Source organism: Azonexus fungiphilus (assembly GCF_003634965.1).
Taxonomy (GTDB): domain Bacteria; phylum Pseudomonadota; class Gammaproteobacteria; order Burkholderiales; family Rhodocyclaceae; genus Azonexus; species Azonexus fungiphilus.
Genome location: NZ_RBXP01000015.1, coordinates 173,012 through 186,817, shown reverse-complemented (window position 1 = coordinate 186,817; position 13,806 = coordinate 173,012). Strand labels below are relative to the sequence as shown.

General features: G+C 64.5%; 14 protein-coding genes. 6 read left to right on the top strand and 8 right to left on the bottom strand.

What is annotated here, in order from left to right:
- Nucleotides 1-3: 3 nt before the first annotated feature.
- The 8 genes from DFR40_RS10400 to DFR40_RS10365 all read right to left on the bottom strand — a co-directional run bounded on the left by DFR40_RS10400 (nucleotide 4) and on the right by DFR40_RS10365 (nucleotide 7,213).
- Nucleotides 4-930, bottom strand: a complete 927-nt coding sequence (locus tag DFR40_RS10400; RefSeq protein ID WP_121458422.1) for a helix-turn-helix domain-containing protein — start codon at nucleotides 928-930, stop codon at nucleotides 4-6.
- Nucleotides 927-1,760 (bottom strand): type IV pilus biogenesis/stability protein PilW, encoded by an 834-nt coding sequence (gene pilW / locus DFR40_RS10395; RefSeq protein ID WP_245985662.1) that lies wholly within the window; start codon nucleotides 1,758-1,760, stop codon nucleotides 927-929. Before pilW ends, DFR40_RS10400 begins: the two co-directional genes overlap by 4 nt.
- Nucleotides 1,757-2,851, bottom strand: coding sequence for a dual-specificity RNA methyltransferase RlmN (gene rlmN / locus DFR40_RS10390; protein ID WP_121458421.1), 1,095 nt, complete (start codon nucleotides 2,849-2,851; stop codon nucleotides 1,757-1,759). The genes pilW and rlmN overlap by 4 nt, the downstream gene beginning before the upstream one ends.
- Before the next feature lie 7 nt (nucleotides 2,852-2,858).
- Nucleotides 2,859-3,287: a nucleoside-diphosphate kinase gene (gene ndk, locus DFR40_RS10385; RefSeq protein WP_121458420.1), complete on the bottom strand. Its 429-nt coding sequence runs from the start codon at nucleotides 3,285-3,287 to the stop codon at nucleotides 2,859-2,861.
- Between the two features lie 64 nt (nucleotides 3,288-3,351).
- Nucleotides 3,352-4,035, bottom strand: coding sequence for a hypothetical protein (locus DFR40_RS10380; RefSeq protein ID WP_121458419.1), 684 nt, complete (start codon nucleotides 4,033-4,035; stop codon nucleotides 3,352-3,354).
- A 101-nt stretch (nucleotides 4,036-4,136) separates the two neighbouring features.
- A complete protein-coding gene (locus DFR40_RS10375; RefSeq protein ID WP_121458418.1) occupies nucleotides 4,137-5,420 on the bottom strand; it encodes a TRAP transporter large permease in 1,284 nt (427 codons plus the stop codon).
- Nucleotides 5,421-5,423: 3 nt separating this feature from the next.
- Nucleotides 5,424-6,140: a TRAP transporter small permease gene (locus DFR40_RS10370; protein WP_121458417.1), complete on the bottom strand. Its 717-nt coding sequence runs from the start codon at nucleotides 6,138-6,140 to the stop codon at nucleotides 5,424-5,426.
- A 68-nt stretch (nucleotides 6,141-6,208) separates the two neighbouring features.
- Nucleotides 6,209-7,213, bottom strand: coding sequence for a TRAP transporter substrate-binding protein (locus DFR40_RS10365; protein WP_121458416.1), 1,005 nt, complete (start codon nucleotides 7,211-7,213; stop codon nucleotides 6,209-6,211).
- Nucleotides 7,214-7,342: 129 nt separating this feature from the next.
- Between DFR40_RS10365 and DFR40_RS10360 the strand changes: the two genes are divergently transcribed.
- The 6 genes from DFR40_RS10360 to DFR40_RS10335 all read left to right on the top strand — a co-directional run bounded on the left by DFR40_RS10360 (nucleotide 7,343) and on the right by DFR40_RS10335 (nucleotide 13,768).
- Nucleotides 7,343-9,322 (top strand): PAS domain S-box protein, encoded by a 1,980-nt coding sequence (locus tag DFR40_RS10360; RefSeq protein WP_121458415.1) that lies wholly within the window; start codon nucleotides 7,343-7,345, stop codon nucleotides 9,320-9,322.
- Nucleotides 9,319-9,921 (top strand): response regulator transcription factor, encoded by a 603-nt coding sequence (locus DFR40_RS10355; protein WP_121458414.1) that lies wholly within the window; start codon nucleotides 9,319-9,321, stop codon nucleotides 9,919-9,921. The genes DFR40_RS10360 and DFR40_RS10355 overlap by 4 nt, the downstream gene beginning before the upstream one ends.
- A 99-nt stretch (nucleotides 9,922-10,020) precedes the next feature.
- Complete coding sequence (gene trxA / locus DFR40_RS10350) at nucleotides 10,021-10,347, top strand: thioredoxin TrxA (protein WP_121458413.1); 327 nt, start codon at nucleotides 10,021-10,023, stop codon at nucleotides 10,345-10,347.
- 162 nt (nucleotides 10,348-10,509) lie between these two features.
- Nucleotides 10,510-11,769 carry a transcription termination factor Rho gene (rho, locus tag DFR40_RS10345; RefSeq protein WP_121458412.1) on the top strand — a complete coding sequence of 420 codons (1,260 nt, stop codon included), beginning with the start codon at nucleotides 10,510-10,512 and terminating at the stop codon, nucleotides 11,767-11,769.
- Between the two features lie 91 nt (nucleotides 11,770-11,860).
- Nucleotides 11,861-12,085, top strand: a complete 225-nt coding sequence (rpmE, locus tag DFR40_RS10340; RefSeq protein WP_121458411.1) for a 50S ribosomal protein L31 — start codon at nucleotides 11,861-11,863, stop codon at nucleotides 12,083-12,085.
- A 60-nt stretch (nucleotides 12,086-12,145) separates the two neighbouring features.
- Nucleotides 12,146-13,768 carry an ArnT family glycosyltransferase gene (locus DFR40_RS10335; protein ID WP_121458410.1) on the top strand — a complete coding sequence of 541 codons (1,623 nt, stop codon included), beginning with the start codon at nucleotides 12,146-12,148 and terminating at the stop codon, nucleotides 13,766-13,768.
- Nucleotides 13,769-13,806 lie beyond the last annotated feature (38 nt).

Sequence of the window (13,806 nt, the reverse complement as noted above, 5' to 3'; positions counted from 1 at the left end):
GGCTTACTCCAGCACCAGGCGTGCGACATCGCCACGGGTGTGCGGCTGCAGGTTGACGATCTGGCCACGGGTATGCAGCGTGACGCCCGGCGCGTAGCCGATCGCCACCGACAACGGCCCCTTGCCACCGACCTGCTGCTCGGAACCCGCCGCGAGACGCTGCGAAAAGACAACGGCACCGTCGCGATCGCGGACTTCGATCCACGATTCCTTGCTGACGACGAAACGCAACTGCGGCGGCGTCGCGACATCGGCGGCGACAGCCTGCGGACTGGCCGGCGCGGCCGACGGCGTTGCCGGCGCGACCGGCGACTGGGCCTCACCCGCCGGTACGGCGGCATCGGCAGAAGCCTCGGCTTGCGGGGCAATGACCTGGTCAGCGCTGCTGCCCGGCGGGAACAGCGGCTCCTGACTGGCCGGCGCCGGCACGACTTCGGCCGGCTTGGCCTCACCGTCGAGCAAACCTTGCAGACTGTCACGCAGCGCCGTGAGGTCGCTCGGCAACAGGAAATAGGCCAGCGCGGCGAGACTGAGCAGGAGCGCGCCGATGCCGACCACCAGGCCGTCACGCGAGCGGCTCGAACCGCTGATCCTGGCCGGCGGTGCGGCCGGCACGGTCAGGGTATCGACCGGCTTGTCGAGCAGTGCGGTCAGGCGATCCATCAGCGGGCCGGCGTCGACACCAACCAGACGGGCGTAATTGCGGACAAACCCACGAATGAAGGTCGGACCGGGCAAACCGTCCCATTCGTCGCGCTCGAGCGCCTCGACCTGGCGTTGCCCGAGCTTCAGCGCCTGGGCAATTTCGGCGGTCTGCAGGCCGCGCCCCTCGCGGGCGACGCGCAGGATGCTGCCGACGCTCGGCAGCACCGGCTCGATCACAGGAGCTTCGCTGTCGATGAGCGGCGCGTTGTCGATCTGTTCACTCATTCAAAATTGCCCTTGAGGAATGACTGGTATTCGTTCGAAGTCGGATAACGACTGCGCAACTGTGCGGTGAAACCGCTCTCGGCACGCTTGTCGCCGAGCTTGCGCTCGATCCGGATGCCAAGCCAGAGTGCCTCGGCCGTCGGCGGTTCCATCATGCGCAAGGCTTCGTTCAGGTAGATGCGCGCTTCGTCGAGGTTGCCGCGACGATAGAAGATGCCGGCCAGGCCGACGCGTGCCGTCAGGGCGCCGGTGCGCGACACGCGGACGGCCTGCAGCAGGTAGTTCTGCGCCTGGTCGATGTCGCCGACCTTGAGCAGACAGACGCCGGCATTGGTGTAGGCACGGTCGGGCGTTTCGTACAACGGATCGCGCAGGGCGCGGTCGAAATACTGGACCGACTGGCGCTCCTTGCCGGTTTCGCAAAGGAACCAGCCGTAGTTGTTGTTCACTTCCGGGTCATTGGCACCGCGCGACAGGGCGCGGGCAAAGTCGGCCTCAGCCTTGGCGTATTCGCGCAACGCCGCGTAGATCAGGCCACGCACGCTGTAGGCGTGATAGAAGCTGGAATCGATGTCGAGGGCAAGCGCCAGGTGCTCGAGCGCAGCAGCCGGATTACCGGCCTGGAAATAGAGGGCACCAAGCTCGGTATGAATCTTCGCCCGGCTGCGCGGGTCGGCAACCGACGGCGCGGCGTTGGCGGCATTCTGCGCATTGACCGCCTGCGCCTGCCCCTGCGGCGTCGTCGGCTCGTATTGCGCCGCTACCGGCAGCGCGGCACCGGCAAACACGAACAGGAAAACAGTACGAAGGCTACGGAAATGCATCTTCATGTCCTCAGCTCCTGAATTGGAATGACCGCACCGGCGGTACGCCGGGTCTTGTCCTTGACCTGCCCGGCCAACTGGCCACAGGCAGCGTCGATGTCGTCACCGCGCGTCTTGCGCGTCGTCGTGACGATCCCGGCCTGGATCAGGATCTCGCCGAAACGGCGCACGCGCTCGGCCGGCGAACGGCGAAACGGCGACCCCGGGAAGGGATTGAACGGAATCAGGTTGAATTTGCACGGCACGTCGCGGACCAGCGCCAGCAGTTCGCGGGCATGCGCGTCGCTGTCATTGATCCCGGCCATCATCGTGTATTCGAAGGTGATGAAATCGCGCGGCGCCTTTTCGAGGTAGCGCAGGCAGGCCGCCATCAACTCCTTGAGCGGATATTTCTGGTTGATCGGGACCAGTTCGTCGCGCAAGCTGTCGTTCGGTGCGTGCAGCGAAACTGCCAGAGCCACCGGGCAATCCTCGCGCAAGCGGTCGATCGCCGGCACCAGGCCGGAAGTGGACACCGTGACCCGGCGGCGCGACAGCCCGTAGGCGTTGTCGTCGAGCATCAGCCGCAGCGCGACGACGGTGTTGTCGTAGTTGGCGAGCGGTTCGCCCATGCCCATCATGACGACGTTGGAAATCACCCTTTCGTCGCCGTGAACCGCGCCCAGTGCCTGGTTGGCCTGCCACAGCTGGCCAATGATCTCGGCAACGGTGAGGTTGCGGTTGAAACCCTGCTTGCCGGTCGAGCAGAAGGCGCAGTCGAGCGCGCAGCCGGCTTGCGTGGAAATGCAGAGCGTGCCCCGGTCGTCTTCGGGAATGAAGACCGTCTCGACGGCATTGCCGTTGCCGACGTCGACCAGGAACTTGCGCGTGCCGTCGTCCGACAGCTTGTCGGAGACGAGCGCAGGCGGCGCCACGACCGCCTTCGCCTTGAGCTTGTCGCGCAAGCTCTTGGCGATGTCGGTCATGGCGTCGAAGTCCGCCACGCCGGCGCGATGCATCCAGCGCAGCACCTGTTTCGCACGAAAGGGCTTCTCGCCCTGCTCGGCGAACCAGGCGGTCAGGCCGGCCGCATCGAAATCCAGCAGATTGACGGACATCTGCGGCTTAGCGACCGGCGTAGGTGTTCATGCCCGGGAAGAAGAAGGCGACTTCCACGGCGGCGGTTTCCGGGGCATCGGAGCCATGCACGGCGTTGGCGTCGATCGACTCGGCGAAATCGGCACGGATGGTGCCCTTCTCGGCCTTCTTCGGATCGGTGGCGCCCATCAGTTCACGGTTCTTGGCGATGGCGTTCTCGCCCTCGAGGGCCTGGATCATCACCGGGCCCGAGGTCATGAACGAGACCAGATCCTTGAAGAAGGGGCGATCCTTGTGCACGGCGTAGAACTGGCCGGCTTCCTGTTCGGACAGCCAGGTCATGCGGGCGGCGATGACCTTCAGGCCGGCGCCTTCGAAGCGGGAGTAGATCTGGCCGATGACGTTCTTCTTGACGGCGTCCGGCTTGATGATGGAAAGGGTGCGTTCGATAGCCATGGGTTTGCTCCGGAAAAAGCTAGTCGGTTGAAAAACGGGGAATTTTAGCAGATAAGCGCGCGCCTTACCCGCCGGACTGTCCGCCCGCGGCCTTGCGCAAGGGCTCGCGCAGCAGCGCGAAGTCGCGCGGCGCGACGTATTGCAGCAGCTCCTTGCCGTCGGCGTCGACGACGATGTCGAGGCCGCGCTCGGGATAGAGCAGATGCACGCGCTTGTCGGAAACCGGCAGGCGCTCGGCCGGCTGGCCGAAGCGCTGGAAAATCGTCGCTTCGTCGAGGTTGACCGTGGGAATCACCGCAACCGCCCGTACCGGCAAGCGCTCGGCCGCGGCCAGGTCGTCCGGGTGCAGGGTGATCTTGCGCGTCGTGCTTTCCATGTACTCGGCCTTGGGCGCCCGTTCGCGCATCGCGATAATTGCCGCCGGATCGACGTCGACCGTCAGAATCACCTTGGCCAGCACGAAACCGAGCGGCAACTGGGCGTAGTAAGCCTCCAGCGCCCCCGGCTCGTCGGGGCGGGCAATGATCGCCACTTCCGGCTCGCCGCCGAGAATGGCGCGCACCTCGCCAAGCGTCTGGACACCAGGCCGTACGCCGAAGACGCGGCTGCCACCCTGACCATCGAGCTCGATCTGCCACGGCAGGTTGGCGTTCGGATCGACCCCTTCCTGCTTGCCGGCGCCGGGAATGAAGAAAGGAACGACCAGCGCGGCGACGATCAGCGCGATGATGGAGAGAGCGAATTTCATGATCGGGGAGCAGACGAAAGGAGGCTGATTGTGCCACAGAGATGCAAAAGGCCGCGCCCCTTGCGGGAAGCGCGGCCTGCTTCAGCCCGGTGGGCCGATGGTCAGAGCATGCCCAGCGTGCGCGGCAGCCAGAGCGAGATTTCGGGAACGTAAGTGATCAGGATCAGGAAGACCAACATCGCGTACAGCCACGGCAGCACCGCCACCGACATCTCCGACAGACCGCGGCGGGTGATGCCGCTGGCGACGAAGAGATTGAGGCCGACCGGCGGCGTGATCATGCCGATTTCCATGTTCACCGTGATGATGATGCCGAAGTGCACCGGATCGATGCCCAGGGCAACGGCAACCGGGAACAGGATCGGCGCCAGGATCAGGATGATCGACGACGGCTCCATGAAGTTGCCGGCAATCAGCAGCAGGATGTTGACGATGATCAGGAAACCGACCGGACCCAGACCGAGATGCACGATCCAGTCGGCGATGCCCTGCGGAATCTGCTCCGAGGTCAGGATGAAGCTGAACAGGATCGCGCTGGCGATGATGAACAGCAGCATCGAACTCATGTTGGCCGAATCGAGCAGGACCTTGGGAATCTGCTTGAAGGTCAGGTCCTTGTACACGAACACCGCGATGAAGAAGGCGTAGACCGCCGACATCGCCGCCGCTTCGGTCGGCGTGAACATGCCGGAGTAGATCCCGCCCATGACCACGACGATCAGCATCAAGCCCCAGAAAGCTTCACGGAAAGAACGGAAGCGCTCCCCCCAGGACGCCTTCGGCAGGGTCGGATAGCCGCCCTTGCGCGCCTGCCACCAGGTGGTGACGCCGAGCGTCAGCGCCAGCAGCAGGCCAGGGATGACACCGGCCATGAACAGCGCGCCAACCGACGAATTGGTGGTCACCGCGTACATCACCATGACGATCGACGGCGGGATCAGGATTCCCAGACCGCCGGCCGAAGCAACAACGCCGGCCGAGAAGTTCATCGGGAAACCCTGCTTGAGCATCGCCGGGATCAGGATCGAGCCGATCGCCACCACGGTTGCCGGCGAAGAACCAGAGACCGCCGCGAACAGTGCACAGGCGAGCACTGCCGACATGCCGAGACCGCCGGTCAGGTGACCGACCATTGCCGTGGCAAAGTTGATCATGCGCCGGGCCACACCGCCGTGGGTGAGGAAGTTGCCAGCCAGGATGAAGAAGGGGATCGCCATGATCTCGAACTTCTCGATGCCGGTGAACATCTTCAAGGCCACCGAGGCGATCGGCGTCTCGGTAAAGGCGAACATGAAACCGAGTACGGTCAGACCAAGGGCGACGCCGACCGGCATGCCGATGACCATCAGGGTCAGCAGCAGGCCAAAGATAATCAGTGCGCTCATCGCTTATTTCTCCTCTTTCTTGGCGTCGACCGCAGCATGCTGCTGTTCCCATTCACGCTCGGACAAGCCGGCATGGGCGTGTTCGCGCTGCTCGGCAATGGCGATCGCCTCGCCGACCTGCAGCACCTCACCCTCTTCCAGACCCTCGACATGACCATGGTCATGCGTCGGCAACTCGCCGGTCCGGGCAAAATTCCCCATCACCTGGAGGAAACGGAAACACATCAGGAACGAGCCGAGCGGAACAGCGGCGTACACGATCCACGTCGGCCACTCGAGATCGGGCGTCGTCGGCCCCTCGAAATGACCACTGACATCGCCACCAACCAAGGACAGCACCTCGTAGGCCATGCCGTTTTCCCAGACGAAGGCCGCGCCAAAAATGCCGATCACGCCGGTAAACAGCACGCCGCAGAGCAAGCCAAGCTGGACCATGACCGCGCGCGGCTTGGTCGACAGCTTGTTGATCACGATATCGACCCCGACGTGGATGCCGGTACGCACACCGTATGCAGCACCGAACTTCGCCATCCAGACGAAGAGAATGATGCAGAATTCCTGGGCCCAGCCCATGTTGATTTCGAGCAGCCAGTCCTGTACGCCGGGGATCTCGAAACCGGTGCCATAACGATGCACCACGGAAATGAAGATCACCACTGTCGCCACCGCCATCAGGGCGCCGATGATGAATTCTTCGAGTCGGTCAATAATTTTTCCCATATTCCCTCTCCTTGCAAAAACGCCCGCCGCCACCAACGGCAACAGCGGGCGCCCAGGGCAAGCGTTTATTACAGCTTGTTCGGATCGAAACCGGTCGCCTTGTAGACCGCGTCGATGGTTTCCTTGCCGATCCGGCTTTCCATCTTCTTGTGCACCGGCACCAGGGCCTTCTTGAAGGCAGAGCGCTCGGCCGCCGTCGGCGTGTAGATCTGGGTCTTGCCGCTCTTGCGAACGTTTTCGAGCGAGCTGTCGTTCTCGACCTTGGCGATCTGGTTGGCGTAACGGGTCGCCTGCACCATGGCATCGTCGAGCTGCTTGCGGATGTCAGCCGGCAGACCGTCCCAGAACTTCTTGTTGACGATCACCGCGTAGCCCAGATAGCCGTGCTCGGTCAGCGTCAGATGCTTCTGCACTTCGTGCATCTTCTGGGTGTAGAGGTTGGAGATCGGGTTTTCGGTACCATCGACGACGCCCGTCTGCAGCGCCTGATAAACCTCGGAGAAAGCCATCACCTGTGGCAAGGCCTTCAGCGCACGGGTCTGCTCTTCCAGCACCTTGGACGACTGGATGCGCAGCTTCTTGCCCTTGAGGTCTTCCGGCGTCTTGATCGGGCTGTTCGCCGAGAAAGACTTGAAACCGTTGTCCCAGAAAGCCAGGCCGCTGATGCCCTTGGGCTCGAGCTTGGCGAGCAGGCTCTTGCCGACCGGACCGGTGGTGACCTTGTGCAGGTCGTCGTAGCCATTGAAGATGTAGGGCAGATCGAAGACTTCGAACTCCTTGACGCCAAGCGGGCCGAACTTGGCCAGCGACGGTGCCAGCATCTGCACGGCGCCGAGCTGCAGCGCTTCCATTTCTTCCTTGTCCTTGTACAGCGTCGAGTTGGCATAGACCTCGACCTTGACCTTGCCCTTGGTCAGCTCGGCGGCTTTCTGGGCAAAGAAGTCGGCAGCCTTGCCCTTCGGCGTGTCGTTGGCGACGACGTGGCTGAACTTGATCACGATCGGTTGTTGCGCATAGGCGCCGAGCGAGGCGGCACAAGCGAACAGGCCGACGAGAAGCTTGGAAACTTTCATTGGTTTTCTCCTCCTGAAGATTTGATTTGCCGCAAAATACAATTGCGGCTGGGTGAAAGTATTACGAAACCGCTAACGCCTGCGTATTGTGGATATCCACATCCGGTCGCACACGGTACCATCGCTGCCATGAAATCGTCGATCGCCCGATCCCGACCGGAAAAACGCCACCTGCGCTGGCTCCTTGCCCTGCCCAAGCTCGGCATCGTGCTGCTGATGGCGGCGCTGATCGCCCTGCTCTGGCTGCTCCAGCACTCCGAGCGCGAGGAGCAGCGCAACATCCTGATCAAGGACGTGCTCTGGCTCGAGCAGAACCTGCGTTTCCACCTCGAAGGCAACCGCGACCTGCTGCAGCAACTCGCCGTTGACATGAGCGCGCCGCGCGAACGCGAACAGCTGTTCCGCCTGCGCTCGGCTCACCTCCTGAAGAACAGCCCGGAAATCTCGCGCATCAGCTGGCTGGACGCCCGCAGCAATACACTGATCTCGCTGCCGGGACACCCACCCAGCGAGAGCGGCTCGCCCAACCAGCGCGCCACCGCCGGCGCCTTCGACACCGCCCGCCGCCTCGGCAAGCCCGCCTACAGCGAGCCTTTTTTCAGCGAGGCCGGCGACAGCACGATCGAGCTCCTCGTTCCGATCTACGAGGAATCGCGGCTGGCCGGCATGCTCCTCGCTGCCTACCCGCTCGACGACCTGCTGACCAATCAGGTGCCGTGGTGGTTCACCGAGAAATACAAGCTCGAGATCGTCGACGTCGGCGATGTCCTCTACGCCAGCAAGACCCATATCCAGGGCACCAGCTCGGACAGCTACCAGATTCCCTTCGACCCGCCCGGCCACGGCCTGCGCCTCAAGGTGAGCAATTACCCGAACGATCAGAGCCTGCTCCAGCGCCTGCTCACCGCGGCCATCCTGCTGCTCGCCGGCGGCGTTTTCTGGAGCCTGTGGCTGGTCCGCGGCCTGATGCAGAAAAGCACCCGGGCCGAGGAAGCCCTGCGCGCCGAGCACGCCTTCCGGGCCGCGATGGAAGACTCGCTGACCGTCGGCATGCGCGCCCGCGACCTGACCGGGCGGATCATCTACGTCAATCCGGCCTTCTGCAAAATGACCGGTTTTTCGCCCGAAGAGCTGGTCGACCGTAAACCGCCAATGCCCTACTGGGCGCCCGAGCATCTCGACGACACCCAGGCCATGCACCTGGCGGTGATGGCCGGCCTGGCGCCGAGCGAGGGTTTCGAGATCACCTTCATGCGCAAGAACGGCGAACGCTTCCGGGCGCTCGTCTACGAGGCCAAGCTGATCGACGGCAACGGCCAGCATACCGGCTGGATGGCCTCGGTACTCGACATCACCGAGCGCGAACGGGCCGAGGAACTGGCCCGCCAGCAGCAGGAGCAGCTGCAATTCACCGCCCGCCTGGTGACCCTCGGCGAAATGGCCTCGACCCTGGCCCACGAGCTGAACCAGCCGCTGGCCGCGATCGCCAGTTACAACACCGGCTGCCTCAACCTGCTATCCACCGAGAACTTTTCCTGCGGCGACCTGCGCCCGGCCCTGGAGAAAATCGGCGTGCAGGCGCAGCGGGCCGGCAAGATCATCCGCCGTGTGCACGACTTCGTCCGCAAGAGCGAACCGAAGCGCGCGCCGTGCGCCTTGCGCGAAGTCATCGACGACTGCCTCGGCTTCGTCGAACCGGAAGCGCGCAAGCGCCAGATCCGGATCGAGGCGAGCATCCCCGAACTGCCGCTGCTGCCGGCCGACCGCCTGATGCTCGAACAGGTGCTGCTCAACCTGATGCGCAATGCGATGGACGCGATGAGCGAGACCCCGGTCGCCCACCGGGTGCTCAAGCTGGCCGCCCGCGTCGAAGCCGAGGACGTCCGCATCAGCGTCGGCGACTACGGTTGCGGCATCGCCCCGGAGATCGAGGACAAGCTGTACACCGCCTTCTTCACCACCAAGCAGGAAGGCATGGGTGTCGGCCTGTCGATCTGCCGCTCGATCATCGAATTCCACCGCGGCCGCCTGTGGGCCGAAAAGTGCGCCGCCTCGCCGACCGGAAGCGGTACGATATTCATCTTCACCCTGCCCCTCGAAAGCGCATGAACACCCCGCAAGCCCACCTGGTCGACGACGACGAAGCCATCCGGGACGCCCTCTGCTGGCTGCTCAAATCGCGCGGCCTGCCCTGCGCCGCCTATGATTCGGCCGAATCCTTCCTGGCGGCATGGAACCCGGCCACCGCCGGCTGCATCGTCCTCGACATGCGCATGTCGGGAATGAGCGGGCTCGACTGCTACGACGCCCTGCTCGAACGCGGCTCGACGCTGCCGGTGATCTTCCTGACCGGCCACGGCGACGTCCCGCTGGCGGTGGCGACGCTCAAGCGCGGCGCTTTCGACTTCTTCGAGAAACCGCTCAACGACAACGAACTGGTCACCCGGATCGAAGAAGCGATGGCGCTCGACAGCCGCCAGCGTGCAGAGAATGCGACGGTCGACTCGGTCAACGCACGAATTTCCAGGCTGACCACGCGCGAACGCCAGATCATGGATCTCGTCCTGGCCGGCAAGTACAACAAGGTGATCGCCGACGAACTGAACATCAGCATGCGCACCGTCGAAGTGCATCGCGCGAACCTCTTCGACAAGATGCAGGTCAAAACCGCCGTCGAGTTGGCCAATCTGTTCAAAACCGGCCGCTGACGCTTCCCTTGGCGGGTGTTTTTCGCTAGCATCTCGCCAGATTTCATAAGGCCCGAAGCCTTTCCCAACCGAACAAAACCCAGTCACCACGAGGCAATCATGAGCGAGCACATCCACCATGTCACCGACGACACCTTCGAGGCCGAAGTGCTGCAGGCGCAGCAACCGGTGCTCGTCGACTACTGGGCCGAATGGTGCGGCCCGTGCAAGATGATCGCTCCGATCCTCGACGAAGTCGCAGCCGAATACGCCGGCAAGCTGAAGGTCGCCAAGGTCAACATCGACGACAACCAGCAGACCCCGGCCAAGTACGGCATCCGCGGCATCCCGACGCTGATGATCTTCAAGAACGGCAACGTCGAGGCCACCAAGGTCGGCGCCCTCTCCAAGTCGCAACTCGCTGCCTTTATTGACAGCACGCTGTAATCTCCGTAGTCTCCCCGCCTGAAGGTGCGCACCGCGCCTTCAGGCTGACGCAACCGGCCATGCGCCCCGGCGTCGATTTCTCCCCTCCAGCACACTAGCTCCCGCGCCCCGTTTCTTCGGGCTGTCGCCCGCGCTCACATCACGGCGCCACAAACACTCCCAATGCAACTTTCAGAACTCAAGACCTTACACGTCAGCAAACTGCTCGACATGGCGACCGAACTCGCCATCGAGAACGCCAACCGCATGCGCAAGCAGGAGCTGATCTACGCCGTGCTCAAGGCCAAGGCCAAGAACGGCGAGACCATCTACGGCGACGGCACCCTCGAAGTCCTGCCCGACGGCTACGGCTTCCTCCGCTCGGCCGACACCTCCTACCTGGCCAACCCCGACGACATCTACGTATCGCCATCGCAAGTGCGCCGCTTCAACCTGCGCACCGGCGACACCGTCGAGGGCGAAATCCGCACGCCGAAGGACGGCGAGCGCTACGTCGCGCTGACCAAGCTCGACCGGATCAACGGTTTCCCGCCGGAAGCCAACAAGAACAAGATCATGTTCGAGAACCTGACGCCGCTGCACCCAACGCGTCACCTCAAGCTCGAACGTGAAATCAAGTCGGAAGAGAACATCACCAGCCGCGTCATCGACATGATCGCGCCGATCGGCTGCGGCCAGCGCGGCCTGCTGGTCGCGCCGCCGAAGACCGGCAAGACGGTGATGCTGCAGAACATCGCCCACGCCATCACCGCCAATCACCCGGAAGTCGTGCTGATCGTGCTGCTGATCGACGAGCGCCCGGAAGAAGTCACCGAAATGACCCGCACGGTCAAGGGCGAAGTCGTCGCCTCGACCTTCGACGAGCCGGCCACCCGCCACGTCGCCGTCGCCGAGATGGTCATCGAGAAGGCCAAGCGCCTGGTCGAGCACAAGAAGGACGTGGTCATCCTGCTCGACTCGATCACCCGTCTCGCCCGCGCCTACAACACCGTCCAGCCGGCCTCCGGCAAGGTGCTCACCGGCGGTGTCGATGCCAACGCCCTGCAGAAGCCCAAGCGCTTCTTCGGTGCCGCGCGCAACATCGAGGAAGGCGGCTCGCTGACCATCCTCGCCACCGCGCTGATCGACACCGGCTCGCGCATGGACGAAGTGATCTACGAAGAATTCAAGGGCACCGGCAACTCGGAAATCCACCTCGACCGCCGCATGGCCGAGAAGCGCATGTACCCGGCGGTCAACGTCAACCGCTCCGGCACCCGCCGCGAAGAGCTGCTCCTGAAGCCGGACGTGCTGCAGAAGATGTGGGTGCTGCGCAAGCTGTGCTACCCGATGGACGACCTCGAAGCGATGGAATTCCTGCTCGACAAGGTCAAATCGACCAAGGGCAACGCCGAATTCTTCGACGCGATGCGTCGCGGCTGAAAAAAATATTGCTAGCGCGGGATTATTCAACGATAATCTCGCGCTTCCCAGATCGGCCAATACCGCCGGTCGCTCGATTAAAGGATATGAGATGAAAGCCGACATTCACCCGAATTACCATGACGTCAAGGTGACCTGCTCCTGCGGCAGCACCTTCACCACCAAGTCCACGATGCCGAAGAACGACTTCCACATCGAAGTCTGCTCGCTCTGCCACCCGTTCTACACGGGCAAGCAGAAGATCGTCGACACCGCCGGTCGCGTCGAGAAGTTCAACCAGAAGTTCGGCGCCATGCGTGGCAAGGCCGCTGCTTGATCGGCTTGAGTTTCACCAGAAAGGGCAGCCCGTGGGCTGCCTTTTTCATTTGTACCCGCCATGCCTGACCTTGCCACGCTGATCCGTCGCGGCATCCGCCTGCCTCCGGGCGGCTGGATGCTCGCCGGCATGCTCGCCTTCTACGTCCTCGCCGGCCTCTTCGGGCGCGATCCGTGGAAGGGCGAGGACGCGATCCACATCGGCACCGCCTGGCAGATGCTGTCCTCCGGCGACTGGCTGGCGCCGGCGCTGGCCGGTCGCCCCTTCCACGAGCCGCCGCTGTACTACTGGAGCGCGGCGCTGACCGGCCTGCTCTTCGACTGGGCGCTGCCGGCGCACGAGGCGATGCGCCTGGCCAGCGGCGTCTGGATCGCGCTGGCGCTGGCCGGCCTCTACTACGCCGGCCGCGAGCTGTACGGCACCGACAGCGCCGCTGCCGCGCCGATGCTGCTGGCCGGCTGCGTCGGCCTGATCGTCCACGCCCACGATGCGCAGCCGATGCTGATTGCGCTCGCCGCCTACGCCGGCGGCCTCGGCGCGCTCGCCACGATCGGCCGCAAGCCCCGCCTGACCGGCATCTTCTACGGGCTGGCGGTCGCTGCCTGCCTGCTTGGCGCCGGCATCGCACCGACCCTGCCGCTGCTGGCAATCGCGCCGGTCGCGCTGTGGCTTTCGCCGGACCGGCGCAAGGCCGCACAGACGCTGCTGATCGGCCTGGCCATCGGTGCGCTGCTCGCGGCCCCCTGGCCGCTGCTGCTGGCAAGCCAGCAGCCGGCCCGCTTCGACGCCTGGCTGCTGGCCGAAACTGCGCCGCTGAAGACGGCTTTCTCGCTGGCCGGGCTCGGCCGCTTCGCCGCGATGCTGCCATGGTTTGCCTTCCCGGCGCTGCCGTTGGCCGTGTGGACGCTGTGGCGCCGCCGCGATCAGTGGCAGGCACCGGCCCAGCTGCTGCCGCTGGCCTTCCTGCTACTCACCCTGGTCCTGCTGGCCTGGGCCTACCGCCCGCGCGACATCCCGGCGCTGCTGCTGCTGCCGCCGCTGGCGCTGCTGGCGACGCCAGGCGCGCTGAGCCTGCGCCGCGGCGCCGCCAATGCCTTCGACTGGTTTGCGATGAGCGTCTTCAGCTTCTTCGTCCTCATCGTCTGGCTGGCCTGGTCGGCGATGGCGCTCGGTGTCCCGGCCCGCCTGGCCGAGCGCGTCGTCGCGCTGCGCCCCGGCTTCGTCGGCGAACTCGATCTGGGCCACCTGCTGATCGGCCTGGCGGCGACGCTGTGGTGGCTGTGGCTGATCGCCACCGCGCCGCGCTCGCCCTACCGCAGCCTGACGCACTGGACACTCGGCTTCACCACGCTGTGGCTGCTCGCGACCACATTGATCCTGCCCTGGTTCGACTACGGCAAGAGCTACCGCCCGGTCGCCGAGGGCGTCGCCCGGGCGTTGCCGGACAGCAGCCAGTGCCTGGCCGGACGCGGCCTGAGCGACGGCCAGCGGGCCTCGCTGGCGTATTTCGTCAATATCTCGCCGGTCGATGCGGCAACACCGGCCGGCCGGCGTTGCGACTGGCTGCTCGTCGTCGGCGACACGGCGGCCGAACTGGCGCCGCCGGATGCCGGCTGGCAGCGCGTCTGGGAAGGCCGCCGGCCGGGCGAGCGGCGCGAGAAATTCCGCCTTTTCCGGCGTTGACCGTCAGATGCCCGGACGCCGGCGCGTCCGGGTGCAGC

What these genes read in the sequence shown, in the direction of transcription:
- DFR40_RS10400 (WP_121458422.1), bottom strand. Translation starts at nt 930, where the DNA reads ATGAGTGAACAGATCGACAACGCGCCGCTCATCGACAGCGAAGCTCCT.
- pilW (WP_245985662.1), bottom strand. Translation starts at nt 1,760, where the DNA reads ATGAAGATGCATTTCCGTAGCCTTCGTACTGTTTTCCTGTTCGTGTTT.
- rlmN (WP_121458421.1), bottom strand. Translation starts at nt 2,851, where the DNA reads ATGTCCGTCAATCTGCTGGATTTCGATGCGGCCGGCCTGACCGCCTGG.
- ndk (WP_121458420.1), bottom strand. Translation starts at nt 3,287, where the DNA reads ATGGCTATCGAACGCACCCTTTCCATCATCAAGCCGGACGCCGTCAAG.
- DFR40_RS10380 (WP_121458419.1), bottom strand. Translation starts at nt 4,035, where the DNA reads ATGAAATTCGCTCTCTCCATCATCGCGCTGATCGTCGCCGCGCTGGTC.
- DFR40_RS10375 (WP_121458418.1), bottom strand. Translation starts at nt 5,420, where the DNA reads ATGAGCGCACTGATTATCTTTGGCCTGCTGCTGACCCTGATGGTCATC.
- DFR40_RS10370 (WP_121458417.1), bottom strand. Translation starts at nt 6,140, where the DNA reads ATGGGAAAAATTATTGACCGACTCGAAGAATTCATCATCGGCGCCCTG.
- DFR40_RS10365 (WP_121458416.1), bottom strand. Translation starts at nt 7,213, where the DNA reads ATGAAAGTTTCCAAGCTTCTCGTCGGCCTGTTCGCTTGTGCCGCCTCG.
- DFR40_RS10360 (WP_121458415.1), top strand. Translation starts at nt 7,343, where the DNA reads ATGAAATCGTCGATCGCCCGATCCCGACCGGAAAAACGCCACCTGCGC.
- DFR40_RS10355 (WP_121458414.1), top strand. Translation starts at nt 9,319, where the DNA reads ATGAACACCCCGCAAGCCCACCTGGTCGACGACGACGAAGCCATCCGG.
- trxA (WP_121458413.1), top strand. Translation starts at nt 10,021, where the DNA reads ATGAGCGAGCACATCCACCATGTCACCGACGACACCTTCGAGGCCGAA.
- rho (WP_121458412.1), top strand. Translation starts at nt 10,510, where the DNA reads ATGCAACTTTCAGAACTCAAGACCTTACACGTCAGCAAACTGCTCGAC.
- rpmE (WP_121458411.1), top strand. Translation starts at nt 11,861, where the DNA reads ATGAAAGCCGACATTCACCCGAATTACCATGACGTCAAGGTGACCTGC.
- DFR40_RS10335 (WP_121458410.1), top strand. Translation starts at nt 12,146, where the DNA reads ATGCCTGACCTTGCCACGCTGATCCGTCGCGGCATCCGCCTGCCTCCG.